At 34.5% G+C, this 19,488-nt stretch carries 17 protein-coding genes; 6 read left to right on the forward strand and 11 right to left on the reverse strand.

Annotated features, from left to right (window positions below):
• The first annotated feature begins 3 nt into the window (after window positions 1-3).
• Entirely contained in the window at window positions 4-447 is a 444-nt protein-coding gene (locus tag BUC11_RS13115) for a c-type cytochrome (protein WP_073354748.1), read from the forward strand.
• A gap of 22 nt (window positions 448-469) precedes the next feature.
• On the opposite strand, the gene BUC11_RS13120 is transcribed toward BUC11_RS13115, so the two are convergent.
• Window positions 470-2,548, reverse strand: coding sequence for a TonB-dependent receptor family protein (locus tag BUC11_RS13120; protein WP_073354750.1), 2,079 nt, complete (start codon window positions 2,546-2,548; stop codon window positions 470-472).
• 727 nt (window positions 2,549-3,275) lie between these two features.
• Here BUC11_RS13120 and BUC11_RS13125 point away from each other — a divergent pair.
• From BUC11_RS13125 to BUC11_RS13135, 3 genes are all read left to right on the forward strand, one after another.
• Complete coding sequence (locus BUC11_RS13125; RefSeq protein ID WP_073354753.1) at window positions 3,276-4,307, forward strand: hypothetical protein; 1,032 nt, start codon at window positions 3,276-3,278, stop codon at window positions 4,305-4,307.
• A gap of 15 nt (window positions 4,308-4,322) precedes the next feature.
• Complete coding sequence (locus BUC11_RS13130; RefSeq protein WP_073354755.1) at window positions 4,323-5,162, forward strand: polysaccharide deacetylase family protein; 840 nt, start codon at window positions 4,323-4,325, stop codon at window positions 5,160-5,162.
• A gap of 338 nt (window positions 5,163-5,500) precedes the next feature.
• A complete protein-coding gene (locus BUC11_RS13135; protein ID WP_073354757.1) occupies window positions 5,501-7,744 on the forward strand; it encodes an inorganic phosphate transporter in 2,244 nt (747 codons plus the stop codon).
• Window positions 7,745-7,840: 96 nt separating this feature from the next.
• Here BUC11_RS13135 and BUC11_RS16990 read toward each other — a convergent pair whose 3' ends face one another.
• The 10 genes from BUC11_RS16990 to BUC11_RS13180 form a co-directional block, all read right to left on the reverse strand.
• On the reverse strand, window positions 7,841-7,987 hold the full coding sequence (locus BUC11_RS16990; RefSeq protein WP_175547758.1) for a hypothetical protein: 147 nt from the start codon (window positions 7,985-7,987) through the stop codon (window positions 7,841-7,843).
• Window positions 7,988-8,266: 279 nt separating this feature from the next.
• On the reverse strand, window positions 8,267-9,484 hold the full coding sequence (locus BUC11_RS13140) for a murein hydrolase activator EnvC family protein (RefSeq protein ID WP_231380071.1): 1,218 nt from the start codon (window positions 9,482-9,484) through the stop codon (window positions 8,267-8,269).
• A gap of 59 nt (window positions 9,485-9,543) precedes the next feature.
• The gene (locus BUC11_RS13145) at window positions 9,544-10,332 is read right to left on the reverse strand and encodes a lipoprotein insertase outer membrane protein LolB1 (protein ID WP_084129658.1); all 789 of its coding nucleotides are present in this window, start codon (window positions 10,330-10,332) and stop codon (window positions 9,544-9,546) included.
• The gene (locus BUC11_RS13150; RefSeq protein ID WP_073354760.1) at window positions 10,329-11,678 is read right to left on the reverse strand and encodes a tetratricopeptide repeat protein; all 1,350 of its coding nucleotides are present in this window, start codon (window positions 11,676-11,678) and stop codon (window positions 10,329-10,331) included. The genes BUC11_RS13145 and BUC11_RS13150 overlap by 4 nt, the downstream gene beginning before the upstream one ends.
• Window positions 11,679-12,072: 394 nt before the next feature.
• Window positions 12,073-13,083 carry a sugar phosphate nucleotidyltransferase gene (locus tag BUC11_RS13155; RefSeq protein ID WP_073354762.1) on the reverse strand — a complete coding sequence of 337 codons (1,011 nt, stop codon included), beginning with the start codon at window positions 13,081-13,083 and terminating at the stop codon, window positions 12,073-12,075.
• A 106-nt stretch (window positions 13,084-13,189) separates the two neighbouring features.
• Window positions 13,190-13,561, reverse strand: coding sequence for a four helix bundle protein (locus BUC11_RS13160; protein WP_073354765.1), 372 nt, complete (start codon window positions 13,559-13,561; stop codon window positions 13,190-13,192).
• A gap of 151 nt (window positions 13,562-13,712) precedes the next feature.
• Window positions 13,713-14,147, reverse strand: coding sequence for a dUTP diphosphatase (gene dut / locus BUC11_RS13165; RefSeq protein WP_073354767.1), 435 nt, complete (start codon window positions 14,145-14,147; stop codon window positions 13,713-13,715).
• A 221-nt stretch (window positions 14,148-14,368) separates the two neighbouring features.
• Window positions 14,369-15,835 carry a lipopolysaccharide biosynthesis protein gene (locus BUC11_RS13170; protein WP_073354769.1) on the reverse strand — a complete coding sequence of 489 codons (1,467 nt, stop codon included), beginning with the start codon at window positions 15,833-15,835 and terminating at the stop codon, window positions 14,369-14,371.
• Window positions 15,836-15,953: 118 nt separating this feature from the next.
• Window positions 15,954-16,415: a hypothetical protein gene (locus BUC11_RS13175; RefSeq protein ID WP_073354771.1), complete on the reverse strand. Its 462-nt coding sequence runs from the start codon at window positions 16,413-16,415 to the stop codon at window positions 15,954-15,956.
• A 10-nt stretch (window positions 16,416-16,425) separates the two neighbouring features.
• Window positions 16,426-16,869 (reverse strand): GNAT family N-acetyltransferase, encoded by a 444-nt coding sequence (locus BUC11_RS13180; RefSeq protein ID WP_073354773.1) that lies wholly within the window; start codon window positions 16,867-16,869, stop codon window positions 16,426-16,428.
• A 370-nt stretch (window positions 16,870-17,239) separates the two neighbouring features.
• On the opposite strand from BUC11_RS13180, the gene BUC11_RS13185 reads away from it, so the two are divergent.
• Window positions 17,240-18,679: a hypothetical protein gene (locus BUC11_RS13185; protein ID WP_073354775.1), complete on the forward strand. Its 1,440-nt coding sequence runs from the start codon at window positions 17,240-17,242 to the stop codon at window positions 18,677-18,679.
• Window positions 18,680-18,732: 53 nt separating this feature from the next.
• Entirely contained in the window at window positions 18,733-19,398 is a 666-nt protein-coding gene (locus BUC11_RS13190) for a hypothetical protein (protein WP_073354777.1), read from the forward strand.
• Window positions 19,399-19,488 lie beyond the last annotated feature (90 nt).

Below are 19,488 nucleotides of genomic sequence, written 5' to 3' on the forward strand. Positions count from 1 at the left end.
ACAATGCTAACAACAAAATTATTTTTAGGATTAGGCGTATTTGTATTGGGAAGCTTCTCATTCGAAAACCCATTTTCCAAAGACAACTATATTGATTTGAATACTAAAAACGCAGTTGTTTCAAAACTTCAGACGCCCGGAAAAGAAATTTATGCTGATTTTTGCATGCAATGTCACGGCGCTAACGGCAGAGGAGACGCTACAAACTTTCCTCCACTTGACGGTTCTGATTGGCTAAAAAACAAGAGAAATGAGAGCATTGCTGCAGTAAAATTTGGGCAAAGTGGTCCCATAATAGTCAACACTAAAAAGTACAATAGCAGCATGCCAGCGATGGGACTTACGGACCAAGAAGTGGCTGATGTGATGAACTACATCATGACTTCTTGGAGTAATAAACAAACCAAAGTCGTTACTGAAAAAGAAGTAGCTGCCATCAAAAAATAAAATTCATACTTGGGATTGGAATTTAAAAAACATACGATACTGAAAACCCACCATAATAATTGACTGGATTTCCAGGGTAAAAATAACGTGGTGCAGCTGTGCCAAAACCAACTGCGTTCGGCAAAATGTTGGCTGCATATTTGGTGTCCAAAGCGTTATTCATTCCGGCATTTAATTCGGTTTGCAGAATTCTAAACAAAGTAAAAACATAGGTTGTTTTTATTTCCAGCAACGAATACCGCTCACTGTATTTTGTATTGGAATCATTTAATGGGATTTTGCCCATCGTTCGGAAAGAAGTGTTCAAACTCAAGCCGTTTTTTGTATTTAAATCCACACCAATATTAAATTGCGTTTCAGGGACGCCTGTCAATTGATTTCCTGAATAGTCCGCATCACCATCTATAAATTCTTTGAATTTAAAATCATTAACTGCTCCAGATAGATAAGGCGTGATTTGAAGTTGCGTCTTTTCTAAGAGTTTATAATTAAATAAGAATTCAACACCCGAATGTGAACTACTTCCGGCATTAATTCCCACAAATTGATCATCGGCAGTGCGTCGTGCTACCAATAAATTTTTAATTTGTGTGGTATAAAAAGTTACTTCGGTATAGACTTTATTTTTAAGCCAATTTCCTTTGAAACCCAATTCATAATTCCAACCCACTTCTGATTTCAGATCTGTGTTTATTTGACCTTCGGGAGTCAAGATTTCGGCGACTGACGGAACCGAAAATCCATTGCTGATGGAAGCGAAAATATTCTTACCGTTACTTACTTTATAAGACAAACCAACTCTGGGTGACCACACATTTCCAAAAGTAAAAGGCATTTTTTGACCGCTAGAATTATTTTCGAAAACATTTTGTAAAGAATAGGAAGTGGTATTCAATGCCAATCCGCTTTCCAAATGTAATTTTTGAGAGAGCCAAAGTTCCATTTGTAAAAAGTAATTGCTGTACTTCCTATTTTGTTTAATGGCGCTGAACGCATCACCTTGTAGACTTCCCTGACCCGGTTGCGATTGGTATAAATTGCGATACAGCGTAAAGTCGTATTGTTCTGTAAGCAACTCCGTACCCAAACTCAATTCAAAGGGCAACGAAAACAATTGGTCTTTATAATTCACATTGGAACGAATTCCAACTGAACTTGTTCTATCCTCCAAAATATCAAAAGGTCTGGGTTCGTAAGCATCTTTGAAATTTGAAAAAAGACTGGTTTGTATCGACCATTTTTCAGAAAATCGATGATCGTATGCCAGTCCAAGCAGGAATTTATCGTACGACTCAAAACCTTGTGCAGCAGCCCAAGTGGTAGCCGCTATTTCTGGATTATTTCTCAAATCACTCTCATTAATAGAACTCGGAATAAAGGCTTTTAAGCGGGTAAAAGTGCCTAAAAATGACAATTCCCCTTTGGCACTTAGTCGCTGTTTTCCGTGCAAGTTGAACGTCTTTCGTTTATAAGAACTGTTGGCTCTAAAACCGTCACTTTCCAAATCCGTAAAACTGGTAAATACATTCGTTTTGGAATCGCTATATCCTGCTGCAAGTCGTTGTTGCAATAAGCCAAAACTTCCAAAAGTAACCGATGCGTTCCCAAACGATTGCAGCAAAGGAGTTTCCTTAGAAAACAATTGAATCACGCCTCCCAAACCGGAACCAAAACTGGTGGAATTGGGTCCTTTTATAATTTCTATTTTTTCGATAGCAGCCAAATCAAGATCATCAATTGTAGTATCACCTTCGCCAGAAGTCAACGGAATTCCATCAAAATAGGCTTTTATTTTAGTGGTGCCAAATTGCGATCGTGCGCCAATACCGCGAATCGTTATTCTATTGGTGTTCAAAGCGCCTTGTTGCATCGTAACACCTGGGATTTTATTCAAAACGGGAGTCAATATAATTCCGTCACTTTTAGCAATGTCGGCAGCAGTAATCACAGCAACAGATGAAGCAGTGTTTTGAAGCACATTTTTGATTGGCGAACCCTTCAACGTAATTTCTGAAAGAGCAATCGTATCTTTTTTTATTTGGCCAAAAACAGCAGTAACACTACCTAAAAAAAGCAAGAAAGAAAGAGAATTTTTAAACAATTGAAAGTGTATTTATAGGATTAAAAATAGTGTTAGGTTAGTTCGCTAGGGGCATTCGTTGTAAGTGCCTCCTTCTTGAACGATTCGAATAATTCACAGCAACGAATACCAAAAATTTAAAAAAAAACTATAGAACTTTATCATTGCGATTGAAAAGCAAAATAAACTCAAATTACCGATAGTACCAATAATGCCTGACGATTGATAAAAGTAACCCGTTTGGTGCAAGTAACAAAAACGGCAGTTCGAGTGTTTTTTGTGCAAATCTAAAGGCTACTCGAAGTGACGTGTATCGAGAATCGTTTTTACTACTAATTTTTCTTGTGCTCGATACGATTTTCTTCCAGAGGCTTCGGGATAAAATCACTCGAACTGACGAAAAATTACATTAAAAACTAATTACACCCAACGGGTTAAAGTTAGTTTTTTCTTTCCACTTCCAAAAAACAATTTCAAAAATCGCAACTAAAAACAAAATAGTGTTTCTACCTCAACTATCATTAAAATTTTATTTATTTTAGTACTACCTAAGACCCTATAATTTTGAAAAAGGATTAAAATAGGTAAAGGTCTTGTTAAACCGTAAATTATATAAAAAATACCGCTTCAAGGCACTACTTTAGTAGAAAAGACGTTCTTTAAAAAACATATCTTTGCAATACAATCAAGCATTAAAACAAACTTAAATAGCCTTCCTCTTTTATCTTAAAATCAACATTATCTACCTATGAAAAAATCAACAATTGCATTTATCACCCTTCCCTTATTGTTGTTAAGTACTTTAGCCTGCAATCGTGGCAAAGCAGCTGATACTGAAAACGAAACAGAGGAAACGGCAACCGTAAAAGTAGTGGATTCGATAGAGAAAACGCCCACTCTTACCATTGACACGGTGGATTACAATAAAAGAATGATTGCGTTAAGCAATAATGACACAACAGGTCGATGGCCCGTAAAAACGCCTTATCCCTTGCCAGGAGCACTTTTGCCATACAATAGGATAATAGCGTATTACGGGAATTTATACTCCACCAGAATGGGAATCCTGGGGGAACTTCCTCGAAAAGAAATGTTGGCAAAACTACAAGGGGAAGTAGCCAAGTGGCAAGCGGCAGATTCCACTGTAAAAACAATTCCTGCTTTGCATTACATTGCTGTTACCGCTCAAGGCGCTCCAGGGAAAAATAATATGCACCGCCTACGCATGCCTTTTAAACAAATTGACACTATTATCAGCTGGGCAAAACCAATTAATGCTTTGGTGTTTTTGGATATCCAGGTAGGACATAGCACGGTTAAATCTGAGGTAGCCGAACTGGAAAAATACCTTGCTATGCCGAATGTGCACCTTGGGATTGATCCTGAATTTTCTATGAAAGGCGGAGAACGTCCAGGATCAAAAATTGGGCATTTTACGGCAGCTGACATCAATGATGCGATAGACATTCTAGCAGACATTGTGCGCAAAAACAAGTTGACTCCAAAAGTATTGGTAATACACCGATTTACGCAAGGAATGGTCAAAAACTATAAAGAAATCAAAAAAGTTCCTGAGGTTCAAATCGTCATGGATATGGATGGTTTTGGAAGTAAAGTATTAAAAAAAGATTCTTATAAGGCTTACATATACAGAGAACCCGTTCAGTTTACCGGTTTTAAATTGTTTTATAAAAATGACAATAAAAACGACTGGAAAATGTATAGCCCAGAAGAATTAGTGAAGTTCACTCCTAAACCGATTTATATTCAGTACCAATAATTTACCATTGAATTCATGAAAAATATTTTTTATTCCGTTTTCGTTGGCCTATTTTTAATGGTTAGTTGTCAATCAGAACCCCGTAAAATAGTACCGGAAGTTCCTTTGGTTGCTGTTCCTGCAAAAGTTGTAGCTCCCAAAAAAGTAGCTGCTGATGCCGCGACCATTCTTTCGAAAAAAGAAGTGCCTATTTTATGTTACCATAACATTAGGGATTTTAGTGCGAGTGCAAGTGGAAATATAAAAGTGTACACTGTAAAACCACCGGCTTTTGCCCAACAAATGAAAGCCTTAGCCGATGCTGGATACGAAACCATTTTACCAGAACAACTGTATAATTATTTGGTTTTTGATGGTCCATTGCCCGCAAAACCGATCATGATAACATTTGATGATACTCGAGAAGAACAATTCAGTATTGGCGCAGCCGAAATGAAAAAATACGGTTTCAAAGGCGTGTTTTTTATTATGACTGTTTCTATTAATCGTCCGGGATATATGAGTAAAGAACAAATCAAAACCTTGTCAGACGACGGGCATGTGGTAGGTGCACACACTTGGGATCATCATATGGTTACGAAATATGCAGGAGACGACTGGAATACGCAATTGGTAAAACCAAAGGCAAAACTAGAGGAAATCATAGGAAAACCAGTAACCGATTTTGCTTATCCGTTTGGATTATGGAATACTGCGGCAATTCCTGAAATAAAAAAGAGTGATTATAAAATGGGGTATATTTTGTCTACCAAAAGAGATTCGGTAGATCCTTTATACACTATCAGAAGAATCATTGTTTCTGGAACGTGGTCAACGGATGGCATGATGCGATCTATTGATTCCTCTTTTAAATAAGCTGAATAGTACAGTGGCAAAGAACAAATTAAAAACCCTAAACTACTTTAGTATCAGGTAACACCATCCAAACTGTATCACGGTATTTATGGAACGAAAAGAATCCCTATAAAAAAGCACTGTCAATACTGAGATATTCGATAGTGCTTTTCTGTTTTTTGAAATGCTGTTACTATCCAATTGCGTACCAGCAAGATGAATAAATACTACAAACTTCAAACCTATTCCATTTACAAGTGGAGTTGATTTTTACCTTATTTCTGGTTTTAATAACATTAAGTTAACATGAATCCAAAGTCCTTGAAGGACTTTTGTACAAAATTAAACCCCAAATTAATATGGAACAGATTTATGTAATTATGTTGATTGCGTTAGGTGTCTTAGCTATCATCGATTTAATGGTTGGCGTGAGTAACGACGCAGTAAACTTTTTAAATTCTGCCATAGGTTCAAAAGCCATTTCATTTAAAACTACTATGATTGTGGCTAGTGTTGGAGTTTTAATTGGAGCTTTGTTTTCTAGTGGAATGATGGAAATAGCGCGAAGTGGTATTTTTGTTCCAAGTATGTTTAGTTTTAACGATGTCATGATCATTTTTTTAGCGGTCATGATTACTGACATTCTACTTTTAGATGTTTTTAATTCTTTAGGACTCCCTACCTCCACTACCGTTTCCATAATTTTTGAGTTACTGGGAGCGGCAGTTTGTTTAGCCCTTTACAAAATATATACGACCGATGATTCTATAGATACTTTGGGAATGTACATTAACACAAAGAAAGCTTCTACTATCGTTTACAGTATCTTACTTTCAGTGCTACTGTCTTTTTCAATAGGAAGTCTTGTCCAATATATTTCCCGATTGATTTTTACTTTTCATTATGAAAAAAAGTTAAAATATTTTGGTGCTATTTTTGGAGGAATAGCCATTTCAGCAATTACTTTTTTTATCCTAATTAAAGGATTAAAAGGAGTTTCCTTTATCTCCAAAGCGCAATTTGACTGGATCGATGAGCATCAGTTTATGATTTTAGGTTTAAATTTTCTTGTTTTTCTAGTACTGTCTCAAGTCCTGATCAGTTACTTTAAAGTCAATATTTTACGTGTTATTATACTTGTAGGAACTTTTGCTTTAGCACTGGCTTTTGCAGGAAATGATTTGGTCAACTTTATTGGAGTGCCCATTGCGGCGTTCAACTCTTATGAAATTTTCCAAGGCAGTGGTGTTTCAGGAGATTCGTTTATGATGGGCGCTTTAGCAAATGATGATATTGTAGCACCCTTTTACTTTTTATTATTAGCTGGTGTTATTATGGTGATCACCCTTTGGACCTCAAAGAAAGCCAAAAGTGTTATTGAAACGGGAGTTAATTTATCCAGACAAGGCGATGGTATTGAAAAATTTGCACCCAATACAGCTTCGAGATTTATCGTCAGATTGGGCTTGTATATTGGCGAAGGAATTAATTTCTTTTTACCAAAAAAATTACAAATAAAAATCGACAGACGTTTTGAAAACATAGTGAAGCCCACAAAAAAAACAGATGATGAGCCAGCTTTCGATATGGTAAGAGCTTCAGTTAATTTAATGGTCGCCAGTATTTTAATTGCCATAGGAACCTCTTTAAAGTTACCCCTATCCACTACTTACGTAACATTTATGGTTGCCATGGGAACCTCGTTTGCTGATAGAGCCTGGGATCGGGAGAGTGCGGTTTATAGAATTGCTGGCGTTTTTAAAGTAATAGGTGGTTGGTTTTTTACCGCAATTATTGCTTTTATATTGGCTTTTATTACCGCTTATATTTTAAAAATAGGTGAAGTTTTCGCATTCGTAGGATTATTGCTTTTACTAGGAATTATGTTATATAGAAGCTCTAGAAAACATAAAGAAAAAGTGCAAAGTGAAGCAGAAATTAAGAGCTTACGGAAGGAAGACATTGGAACTGTCAAAGAAATGATTACGGAAAGCTCTGCACAAATTTCCAAAGTATTTCGCAAAACTAGTGCGTTATACGGTAATTTGATTGACAATTTAAGTTTACAAGATTTAGCTAAATTAAAAGAAAATAAAAAAGACCAAAAGAAATTAGAAAAAGAAATTGACGAATTAAAAAGTAACGTTTTTTACTTCATTAAAAACCTAGACGATAATTCAGTTGAAGCGAGTAAATTTTACATATTGATTTTGGGTTATTTGCAAGATATGGTTCAATCCATAGATTTTATTACAACCAATAGTTATTCGCACGTCAATAACAATCACAAGCAATTAAAATTCAATCAAATTAGAGACTTGAAAACAGTGGACGAACAATTGCAGCAGTTGTTGCGACTGTTAGAAGACAGTTTTAAGACCGAAGATTTTTACAAGATTGACCTTATATTAAACGACAAACAAGTTCTTTTAGACACGGTTTCTGAGTTGATATCAAAACAAATTATAAGAATTAGAACTACAGAAACGAGTCCTAAAAACAGTAAGTTATATTTCGCTTTGTTATTAGAAACAAATGATCTAGTAAAGTCTATTATGAACTTATTGGAATTATTCAAAGAATTTAATAAACTCAATAAATAGTAGTTTAGTCAATATCGAAAAATGGGCAACGCTATTTTAAAAGGCTTTTTATTCCCGAAATAGTCTTAGCATGATGCGTACTTATATCTTACAACATTAGGAATAGGCGACGGTTTCTGTCCGTTTTAGTATGGCGCTTTTTGCTGGTTTTATCCCTTTTAATGTAAAGGCGAAGTTTTTTGAGGTCATAGCTTCGCCAACGAGCAACCAAGCCAAAGTGACAATTGGTAAAATCGGGTTCATTTTTATTTCTAAAACAACTATTAATAAATAAGTATTGCGGCAAAAAATCAGCACGATTTGTAGCGCAAGATAGTATCTCAAGAACTTTTGGCGCTGCGAGATAAATCGCCATTAGGATGCCTTCAAACTAAGGATAGATTGCACAATACAGCAGCAAGAAATGGCTACTTCCTATACTTTATGCCTTCTTACTTTTTTTTATTTAGAACAGGTTTCATAAAAAAGCACCATCATATTCCTTAGAATCGATCGTGCTTTTTTTATGAAAACTACTTTTTTTTATCTTGGCGACAACCAACCCTCAGGATTGTTATAAGTCGTATTTTGTAGGATTAGGAACTTAATGATTGTTTTTCCCGTCTCGCCATTGGTTCTTACTTTACCAAGACTTTGCTTGATACTCACTTTGTCCCCTTTACTCACATTAACCGAACTCAAATTTTGATACACAGTGAAGAAATCTCCATGTTGTATCATAACCGCTTTGTTTACTGGTGACAAAACGATCACGCTGGTAACTTCTCCACCAAAAACAGCTCTTGCACTTGCTCCTCTGTCTGTAGTGATTTCTACACCGCTATTGTGCACGGTTATGGTATTAAATAAAGGATGTGTTTGGTTTCCGTATCCTAACGATATATACCCTTTTTCCACAGGATAAGGCAATCTTCCTCTATTTGATCTAAAGTTATCTGCAATAAGTTTTGACTCTGGAGTCAATTCTATTTTTGAAGAGGAAACTGCTGCTCTTGAAACAGGAGCACTTGGATTGGCTTTTGCTTTTTCCAAGGCTGCTTTTCTATTGGCAGCGGCAATTGCTTCTCGAATTAATTTATTGATTTGTCTGTCAATTGTTCTGTATTCTTGTTGTCTTTTCTTAATTTCTACAGAAATCTTATTTTTATCTTTCTTGAGTACGCTAACGAGTTTCAATTGCTCTCTTTTCTCACTTTCGAGTGACAGGCGTTCTTTTTCGTTTTCAGCGATCAGTTTTTTCTTTGCTGTTTTTTGCGCATCTAGCTTTTGATTAAAATCTGTAAGCTTATTCGACTTCGTTTTTATTTCCTCCCCTTGTGCCTTTCTGTAGCTGGTATATTGCTTCATGTACTGCGCTCTTTTGTACGCCTGCAAAAAGTTTTCAGACGACAATAAGAACATCGCTCTACTTTCTGACGATCGACTTTTATACGATTTCACAATCATTTCGGAATAATCCTCCTTAAGTTCAGCCAATTCTTTTTTCAATTTATTAATCTGAACTTGATTAATATACATGTCATTACTCAACAATTTGGTTTGCTTTTCAGTGGTGCTTATTAATTTTTCTTTCAGCTTGATCTTAGTGCTTTGAACGATCACTACGTTGACCGCAGATTTTTCTTTTTTCTTTACCGATTGTAACAACTTTTCATTTTCTCGTATTTCTTTTTGAATTTGAGCTTTACGTTCTTCTAATTTTTCTTGTTGGGATTCCTGACTCCATAGCAAGGAAGTCATACAGATAAAAATTAGGCTTAGGAGAAATTTTGGCATATCGAAAAAATATTTTGGCTAATTTACTTAATTAAAATTCTTTTGTACCCATTTGGAACACTATAAGGAAAAGAAAGTTCTTCATTGAACGTTACGGAGTTGTATTCCAGATTGATTTCGGTGTTTCCTTTCTTCTGAAACGTATTGATTGAAACGTTTGTAGGCAATACTACCTCGTTATATACCTTGTTATCTGCATACGCTACTTTGATCATTCGTTCTTCGGCAGTTTGCGTGATTTCTTGCTTTTGAACTAAAAATTTATCTGCGTCTAAAAAGAATGATTTTTTTGTGTTCTTATTCGATGTATCATCCAATCGATAGGTTTGTTCCAATAAGCTTTCTAAATATTTCCCTTTAGTCAAATCATCAATTGCCTGACCTAACAACATGTTCTGGATTTTATTGTAATCTAAATCCGTTCCTAACCATTGGCTTAAGCTACTGAAATCACCTTCAAAATATTTCCCATTGATCTTTTCGTAATAGCTGACAGTTTTAGGAGTGATTAATGCTTTTGCCATTGTAATTCCCAGAAAACGAATGCTTACCAAAATTTGTTCGTCTTTCTTAATTTTGATTTCAGCGGTTACGTTTTGCGTTTGCTTATCATCTGCATAACGGGCGCTTGACTTAATATATAATGTAGAAAATTCGTTTTTATTGTTGTAATGATTTTCTATTATTTTTTTAGCTGACATTTTTTCAGCCGCAGCAACTGGCTCATTACTGGCCGCAACGGCAATGGCTTTCGATTTGCAGGAAACCATAAAAACAGTAAATAGTACTAGTATTGAAATTTTTTTGATCATTTTTTTTCTTTTAATAATTGATTGGCTTTAGCAAAAAACAAGTCTTTTTTCTTGAAATCTCCCAAGCCGTTGTACGCTTCTCCAAGTTGGATATTAAAATTTATTTCCAATTCCCTATTCTCCACTACATAATCCATGCCCATTTCTAAAAAATCCTTCGCTTTTTTAAATTGCTGCAACTGATTATTGGCCAAACCAGCATAATAATAAAACTGAGGCTGCGTTGGAAAAGTTTCTATTAAGGTCATCGCTTTTTTAGCCACGGCATCAAATTGTTTCAACTCTGTATGCGCTTGAAGCAAAAGTAAATTCGTTTCAACTACATCACCTACTCCATTATTTACTGATTTTTCATAATACACAATGGCTTTTCCCCATTGTTTTTTGACTTGGAAAAACTTACCAATTTCTTTCGCAACATCAACAGAAGTGTCATTTTCGAAATAACCGACAGCCTTTTCTAAATCGGCCGAAAATTGCGTATTCTTGTCGGTAAAAATCAGAAATTCATTGAGAATCCGGTGCTTAATTTTCGAGTCTATTTTGGCACTAGCCAAAACAATATTCATGGCCATGATTGCTTTTGGTGCATCATTAGCATCCAAATAATTTTTGAATAAACTCACTTGCGCCCACTCCGAATTAGGAATGGCTTTTTCTAGTTTTTTGACGGTTTCAAAAGCTTTTGCCTCTTCATTATTTTTGGAATACAAAAAGATCAAACTGATATAATTTGCCTCTCCTTGTGGGTTTTTAACAATCAAACCTTCCAGATTCGAAATTTCGTTATTCTGAAACTTTCCTTCGGATAGGATTTGGCTTTTGTATAATTCCCTGCGATCTGTTTTTCCAACAGTTTCATTGAGTTCTTGAATTAACTCCAAAGCTTTCTCATACTGATTAGTCCCCATATACAAAGAGGTCAGATCTTCTTTGTATTTTGGATCAAATTCTATCAGCTTATTGATAACGGTAATTCCCTGAGTGAAATTTTTAGTTTCATAACTCACATCGTACATTCCTATCCAAAACCATTTGTTTTTAGGATCAATCTTGGTGGCGTTTTCAAAGTAATTATAGGCACTTTTATACTCTTTTAATGCTAAATAATTCTTTCCCAATTCGTAATACACGGCTGCATCATTGGGTTTTAATGAATTGGCTTTATCCAATGCTAAAATTGCTTTATCATAATTCTCAATCCCTTTTTGAAGCAAAGATTCGTAAAAGAGTTCTTGAAATTGATCCGTATCCAACTTTATTTCTTCGGGTTCCGTTTGCGCCCACAGCAAAGCCGAATTGCATTGCAAAACGAGAAATAAAATTATGAAAGCGCTCTTTTTCATGCTGTTTTTTAATCCTTAATCTTTATTATATAATGCCACTTAATATTACAAATACTAACATTTTGTCGCTTACTTTTTTAAACATATAAGTCATATAAGTTTTTTAAAATTTATTCTCTACAAGTTTGTAAACAATGAAAAACTTAATTTCCTTCAATTCCTTAATGGTTTAAAAAACTGTTTACAATATAATTTCAAACATATAAGTCATATAAGCTTTTTAAAATTTATAACCAGTGAAAAAACTTAATTTCCTTCAATTCCTTAATGGTTTAAAAAACTGTTTTACGAGTTCTTTTGAAACATATAAGTCATATATAATTTAAACTTACATGACTTATATGGTGAAAAAAATACGACATTGTTTTATTCTTATTGCATTAATTGAACCATTCTACTCCAATACCGAATAATCTCCAATACTGATGCTGGTGAACTTCCCGTCAAAACTAGCGTGGTTTCCAATCATCGCATTGTCCAAATTCGCATTTTTGATATGAGAATGAGTTTGCACCAAACTGTTTTGTATCGTACTATTTGAAACATGGCATCCATCGCCCAAAGATACATTAGGACCAACCGTCGCGTTTGTCAAAACTACATTTTTACCGATATAACACGGCGGAATAATGGTGGAATTTTCTAATTTGACATCAAAATCCACTAAATGTTCGCCATCGCTATGTAAGAAACCTAGCATTCTAGAATTCGTTTCTACAGTTACATTTTTGTTGCCACAGTCCATCCATTCGTCTACTTTTCCGGGAACAAAAGTCATGCCTTTGGCCATCATTTGCTTGATACCATCATTGATTTGGTATTCGCCACCATGGATAATATTATTGTCTAATACTAACTGCAGTTCGTTTTTCAGCACGGCTACGTCTTTAAAATAATAAATTCCAATTACGGCAAGATCCGACACAAAAGTTGCCGGTTTCTCTACTAATTCTACTATTTCGTTAGCATCGTTTAATTTTACAACACCAAAAGCTTCGGGCTCCTCTACTTGTTTTACCCAAATCACGCTATCAGCATTTTTATCTAAATCGAAATCAGCCCGAATTAACGTATCAGCGTAAGCGATAACTGCGGGTCCACTCAAAGAATCTTTGGCACACATAATGGCGTGACCGGTTCCTAATGCTTCGTTTTGATAATAAATAGTTCCTTTGGCGCCTAGTTTTTGTGCGATAGCAAGTAATTCTTCTTCTACTTTTTTACCAAAAGTTTCATGGATAATAAAGGCTACTTCTTCGATATCTTGATTCAACACACCGGCGATATCCTCGACCAAACGGTGCACGATTGGTTTTCCTGCAACTGGAATTAATGGTTTAGGAATCGTTAAGGTATGTGGGCGTAGGCGTGATCCACGGCCAGCCATTGGGACAATTATTTTCATGTTTTTTTATTTTTATTTCAAAATTCGTTATTCAACGTTCGTTGTTCAAAATTTATAAAAAATTTAATATTGGACAAAGAACGCTTGATTTTGAAGTTTAGACCATTTATTTAGAACTACTTAATTTAGATTTCGATGTTTCAATACTTTTTACAAATATTGAAATTAATTCATTATTTTCTTTTATTCCTGCTACTAAAAATTCTTCTTCTTTATTATATAAACTTGCTCTTTGAATTATTTTTAAACAAGAATGAGTTTCTCTTAACTCTTTTAAAACAATTGACATTTTATGGATAAAATCATTTCTAGATTCTGCACTTTGAGCTTCACTATAATTTAATGATGGTGAAGTTCCAGAACGAACAACTTGTCCCGACAAATGATTTGCTGCTTTACTGTTTTTTAGATTATCTGTAATTTCGATTATCATGACAGCAAAATCAATTAGTCTTTCGTGTAGATCGTATTGTTTCATGTGATTTTGATTTCAAAATTCGTTATTCGAGGTTCGTTGTTCAAAATTTGAAAGATTTGAATTTCGCGTCAAAATTCAGAGTTCGTTGTTCAAAATTTAAAAAAGGTTGAATGTTGAACAACGAACTCTGAATTTTGAAGTTTTAAAAAATTTACTTCACTCCAGTGCTTCCAAAACCGCCTTCTCCTCTGGAGGTTTCTGTCAATTCCTGAACTTGAATCCACTCTGCTCTTTCGTGTTTTGCGATGATGAGTTGGGCGATGCGTTCCCCGTTTTGGACAACGAAATCTTCATTGGATAAATTTACTAAAATTACTCCAATTTCACCACGATAATCGGCATCTACCGTTCCGGGTGCATTCAGGACTGTGATTCCGTTTTTGGCAGCGAGACCACTTCTTGGCCGAACTTGTGCTTCGTACCCAATAGGTAATTCGATGAACAAGCCTGTTTTTACGATGGCTCTTTCCAGCGGTTTAAGTGTGATGGGTTGTGTTAAGTTGGCACGTAAATCCATTCCTGCGGAAGCTATGGTTTCATAGTTAGGCAAGGCATGTTGTGATTTGTTGATAATGTTTATGGTCATGTTTATTTGTTTTTTTGGAACTAGCAATGGCTTGCCGATTCACACTATTTATGTACTATTTAGGATTCTAGCCGTGATGGAAGTGGAAAGCCTTTTTTATGAAATTGTATTTTTTCTTGGGTAAAAAGAGCGACCGCAGGAAGCTCCTTTTTTGCCTTAGAAAAAAACAATTTTAGGAAAAAGCTTGAAACGTACAGCGCGATTGGCTCCTAAAGATTGTTTTAATTGGTTTTTCGTTTTAAAATTTTAATTAATAATTCTTTTTCGTTGTGGTATATAAAATACAGGAATATAACTAATAACGGAATTCCGACGAAATAATTCTCTCGGAAACCGTAAAAAGAAATTGCCGAAAATCCTATTGAAATCAGCAGATACAACGCGATTTTATTGATGTCATACGGAATGGGATAATATTTGTTTCCGAAATAATAAGAGATAAACATCATGCTTCCGTACGCGGCTATAGTGGCAATTGCCGAACCGTAATAGCTCATTGTTGGGATTAAAAGGAAATTTAATGCGAGTGTGATTATCGCTCCCACGATGGAAATGTACGCGCCTATATGAGTTTTGTCAATCAGTTTGTACCAAACCGAAAGATTGGTGTAAATACCAAGAAAGAAGTTGGCCAGAATAATCAGTGGTACCACTTTCATGGCTTCCCAATAGGATTCATCTTGGATCATAATAACTTTTAGAATATCAGCAAAAACGATTACGGACAGTAATATGAAAGACCCAAATATTACAAAATATTTGGTAATTGTAGCGTAGGTTTGTGGCGCATCTTTGTTGTCCGAGTGACTGAAAAAGAAAGGCTCAATTCCAAGCGTATACGCCGTACGGTACAAAACCATAAATAAACCAAGCTTGTAACAAGCCGAGTACACTCCTACTTCGGCATCGGCAATATCCGGTGGCAATAAATAACCCAATAAAATTTTGTCGAATTGTTCATTTATGGCAAATGCAATTCCGGCGATCATTATAGGCGTGCCGTACTGCATCATTTGTTTCCATAATTTGTAATCAAAATGCCATTTCAGTTTGAAATAATTGGGTGACAAAACTATAAATGTAAGTAAGCTGGCCACAATATTAGATACAAATATATAGCCTATCTGAAAATCTTCCAGGTATAAAGAGCGTAAGATACTGTCTGGATTTGATGTTGCAATGGCGGGTAAATAACTCAAAAAGAAAAGGTTCAGAAAAAGATTGACCGCTACATTTCCTATTTTGATTATCGCATATTTTACGGGTTGCTGATTGACCCTTAATTTAGAGAAGGGAACAATGACCAACGCGTCAAGTACTAAAATCCAAATCGTGTAACTGATATACTGTTCGTCAATTTTAGCCCAACTTGATATTGTATTTCGGAAGAGTAAGGAGACAAATAAGAAAGATATGGATGTCCAAAAAATAGAAATCGAAGTGGTTTCTACAACCGCACTTTTATTGGTTTCTTTATTGTAAAATCTAAAAAAAGCAGTTTCCATTCCGTACGAAAGAATGACATTAAAGAAAATCATTCCTGCAAAAATGATGGAAATCTTTCCGTATTCCGCTTTTGGCAGTAACCCTGTGTACAACGGCACCAATAAAAAACTGAACATCCTTGGAATTACTGTTGCCAATCCGTAAATCGCAGTTTGTTTAAAAAGATTTTTATATAATCCCAAAATGGTGTGTTTATTAAAATTAAGGAAACAAAAATAACTAATTATTTTTTGTAATCTCGGATAGAGCCTCTTTGTTTTGTTAAGAAGGTTTTACAAAAAGAATCTTTCTTTTATGATTTTAACGCAACGGTTTTTCGATGATATTAGTCATTTTAAAAAAATAAATTTTACCGTTTTGCGTATAGTTTAAAACTGCTTCGTTGGATTGTATTTCGAATTTTGCATTTGAAACATCAGGTGCTTTGTTCCCATATTCTTTGCTAGGATCTTGATCCATAATAAAATCCTCGGTAGAAGTTTGAGTAACAAAAGCAACAGTGAAGTGTTCTGGTGTAACTTGTTTTACAGTAGCCTCCTGATTCCGAAAATAAACAGTATTCAAAACAATCGATTGGAGAAGCGGTTTTTTGAACTCGATTTGTAAATAAATGCTGTCCTTACTATCGCCTTGCAATTTTTTATGATAAAAGACAGATTTAATTTCTTGCGGAAATTCTGATTGGAATTCACGCTTTACACCACAAAAAGATAGGCTAACCGATAGCAAGAATGTCAAACCAATTATACTAGAACGCTCCATAATTTGTGATTTAGCTCAATCCGTCTTCGTTTAAGATTTTAAGGAAGTGAAAGCCTTTTGGCACATAGCCTTGGTTGTAATAGAAACGGTGTGCCGTATAATTTCCGGTAAAAGCGTCTAATACAATCATAGTACAACCGAGCTCTTTGGCTTTGGCATCGACGTAATCCGTTAGCATTTTACCAATTCCTTTTTTGCGGTGTTCTGGGTGTACAATGAAATTATCAATTTCTAAGTATTTACCAGACCACAGCTTAGTACCAGACCACAAACCAGAAAGTCCGACGCACACATCGCCTTCAAAAACGGCTATTTGTTTGTAGTTGTTTGGAATCATATCTGTGAGATAGGCATCGTATTTCTCTAAACTGAAATTAGTATATAAATAGTGCATGACCGGATATTGCGCCAGCATTTCTTGTTTTGTGGTGAGTTCTTTGAGTTGTAGTTTCATGTTTGATTTTAAAAGGGTAAAATTAGAGAAAAAATCGCTGGGATAGAAAAAGAAAAGAACAATGAAGACATTTTTGCCTCAAAGCAGCCACTTTGTATTTGTCAAATAAAGAGTACTTATAATTATTTTTTCAAAGATAATACACCTTTTTTTGTCCAACTTTATCGGAATTCATGGAATTCGGTATGCGAATTCCGTGAATTCCGATAACAAGTGTTTGTATGTTAAAATATATGAGGGTAGTTTTGGTGTCAGGAAAAACTACTGAATTTTAAATAAGACGTTATATAAAAATTAAGTAGTTTTTCTTAAATGATATTGTAGCTACTTATCTAGAATTTATCAATTTAAAAAATTAAACCAATCTTAAATGAGAACAAAATTTATAATGAGAAAAAGTATATACTTACTTTCCTTCTGCCTTTTGGCGATCAGTTGTTCTACTGAAAACAGTAGTGAAACACCAGAAAAAACAAATTTAAATTCAGAACAGAGGTTACTACAAGAAACTGCTATTCTGTTTGGCAAATTATTAACTGACCCTGAAGTCAAAACCGCTTTAAATAACAAAATGAAAGAAGTTGACAAAGATGCAAATATTGTATCTTTTGCATACTTACTTGAAGAAGAAGGAGGTTTAAGAAAAAATGAACAAGCTATGTTCAAAAAACAAATCAATAATTTAAGAAAGCAAAATATTTTTAAAAATGCTTTAAGAAAAGAGTTTGAAAACAATTCCAATGATTATACCACAATTAAAGAAATTGTGGATAAAAACTTAACTTCTAAGAACAATTTTAGATCTACAGCGTTTATTGCCGATGAATTAACTAATCTTCTTGTTTCACAGGAACTACAAATTTTTTTTCCATATGATCCTGAATATGAAAATGATGATCAAAATGCACAAGAATATTATGTTTCATTCGATCCGCTAAACAATTCGCAAACAAACATCGGTTTTCAATTTAACACGGGCTACAGAGACTACGAAATTATTAATAATCTCGATAATAATTTTCTAGATAACAATCCCGTTTATGTAATTGTCCCTATAGATCCATGTGATATTGCCGGTAGACCTTGTGATTTTGTAGACTTACAACCCGCGCCAATCGATGATATAACAGGTATATTACTACCTAGTATTATCCCACAAATAACAAATAGTCCATTTCCAGTAACAAATTTACTAACTATTAATACAAATCACAATAATATTCAAGAGGATGACGTAATAAGTTCATACATACCAAGAATACAAATAAATGGAACTGATTGGATGGGATTTGGAGGGACTCATCAAAAGTTGAGATTCTTTAGAGGAACTGCGGATGGAACAGTAACGCAAAACGCAAATGGTACTATTACTGCAACTGGAAATGAGTATACAGTTAAAGATTTTAGATGTAAACGTAAATACCTTAAGAGAGATAAAAAATGGTTAGACTTTACTGCTGAGTTTGACCCTGACTGGAATATGTCTGAAAACACACAAGTAATGGCAGTGTTTTCATTACATAATCTTGCAGGTTCAGCATCGACCGAATTAACAGCAAAAGCTGGGTTTAAGCTAGAGGGCGATAAAATAAAACCAAATGCAGAGGCTAGCGGTTCAGTTAAAATTAATCTCTCAGTTGGTAGTGCAATTTTTAGATCAAACGCAGAAATGTCTAGAAGACAAATCCTAGCAACGATTGTTGGCCCTGGTTCTACAGGCCAAACCATCAATGATAATAACACAGAATATAATATTAAAAAAATTGGTATTGTAGATTATTATTTTAAGCACTTTTATACCGATCTTTAACCCTATTAATTAAAAGCATACTTTGAATACTTTCAAAGTATGCTACCTTTATTATGAAAAAATACTTTATTATATTAATAATTATGTTGATTTCGAGCGTGTTATTTGCACAAAATGAAAGTGCATACTTGTCTATAGGAAAACCCTGGTTTCCGGATAAATATAACAACCACAATAATTTTTCAATTGGTTTTAATTATCAAAATGCATTTGTACAATCTTTTGCATTTACGTTTATTGCTGACTATGCACAAAGTGATGATTTTCCGAAATTTGCTAAAAATGAAGTTCAATTAAATGCATTTTTATTGGATCAAAATTCAACTGATATTGTTTCAAATTCACTTTGGTCAAAAATAAAAACAATACGTTTTGGTGGTGAAATGAATTATATGTTTGTCAATAACAAACGATTTTCATTTAGTTTCAACGCTGGTGCTGGACATTTTTTTTCACAGTCCTCTAGTCATGATTTACAATCATTTACGTATAATCTAGAAACAAGAGAAATACTATCGTATCAGAATAAAATTAGTAGTGAAAAGCTAAATTCATTTTATTACAGTCTTGGCATACAATTTCAGTATTGTATCTACAAAGACTATTTCATCGGTTTGCAACCATTTTACTTTATGCCGATAGGCGAAAAACAAATTAATTCCATACCAGTATATCCTAGCTATTATAACCTTACGTTAAATATTGGTAAAAAATCTTGAATTCAATTAATAAATGCGAAAGTTAGGAATCTCAAAGAAAGATGAAATATTTTTTCAGAACAAAGAAAAGAAAATTAATTCTTTTCCCTG

It is taken from the genome of Flavobacterium xanthum (assembly GCF_900142695.1).
Taxonomy (GTDB): domain Bacteria; phylum Bacteroidota; class Bacteroidia; order Flavobacteriales; family Flavobacteriaceae; genus Flavobacterium; species Flavobacterium xanthum.

Bases quoted from the DNA above. Each gene is read 5' to 3' on its own strand.
- BUC11_RS13145 (WP_084129658.1), bottom strand. From the start codon at position 10,332: ATGATCAAAAAAATTTCAATACTAGTACTATTTACTGTTTTTATGGTT.
- BUC11_RS13130 (WP_073354755.1), top strand. From the start codon at position 4,323: ATGAAAAATATTTTTTATTCCGTTTTCGTTGGCCTATTTTTAATGGTT.
- BUC11_RS13185 (WP_073354775.1), top strand. From the start codon at position 17,240: ATGAGAACAAAATTTATAATGAGAAAAAGTATATACTTACTTTCCTTC.
- BUC11_RS13115 (WP_073354748.1), top strand. From the start codon at position 4: ATGCTAACAACAAAATTATTTTTAGGATTAGGCGTATTTGTATTGGGA.
- BUC11_RS13150 (WP_073354760.1), bottom strand. From the start codon at position 11,678: ATGAAAAAGAGCGCTTTCATAATTTTATTTCTCGTTTTGCAATGCAAT.
- BUC11_RS13140 (WP_231380071.1), bottom strand. From the start codon at position 9,484: ATGACTTCCTTGCTATGGAGTCAGGAATCCCAACAAGAAAAATTAGAA.
- BUC11_RS13190 (WP_073354777.1), top strand. From the start codon at position 18,733: ATGAAAAAATACTTTATTATATTAATAATTATGTTGATTTCGAGCGTG.
- BUC11_RS13160 (WP_073354765.1), bottom strand. From the start codon at position 13,561: ATGAAACAATACGATCTACACGAAAGACTAATTGATTTTGCTGTCATG.
- BUC11_RS13175 (WP_073354771.1), bottom strand. From the start codon at position 16,415: ATGGAGCGTTCTAGTATAATTGGTTTGACATTCTTGCTATCGGTTAGC.
- BUC11_RS13155 (WP_073354762.1), bottom strand. From the start codon at position 13,083: ATGAAAATAATTGTCCCAATGGCTGGCCGTGGATCACGCCTACGCCCA.
- dut (WP_073354767.1), bottom strand. From the start codon at position 14,147: ATGACCATAAACATTATCAACAAATCACAACATGCCTTGCCTAACTAT.
- BUC11_RS16990 (WP_175547758.1), bottom strand. From the start codon at position 7,987: ATGAACCCGATTTTACCAATTGTCACTTTGGCTTGGTTGCTCGTTGGC.
- BUC11_RS13125 (WP_073354753.1), top strand. From the start codon at position 3,276: ATGAAAAAATCAACAATTGCATTTATCACCCTTCCCTTATTGTTGTTA.
- BUC11_RS13180 (WP_073354773.1), bottom strand. From the start codon at position 16,869: ATGAAACTACAACTCAAAGAACTCACCACAAAACAAGAAATGCTGGCG.
- BUC11_RS13135 (WP_073354757.1), top strand. From the start codon at position 5,501: ATGGAACAGATTTATGTAATTATGTTGATTGCGTTAGGTGTCTTAGCT.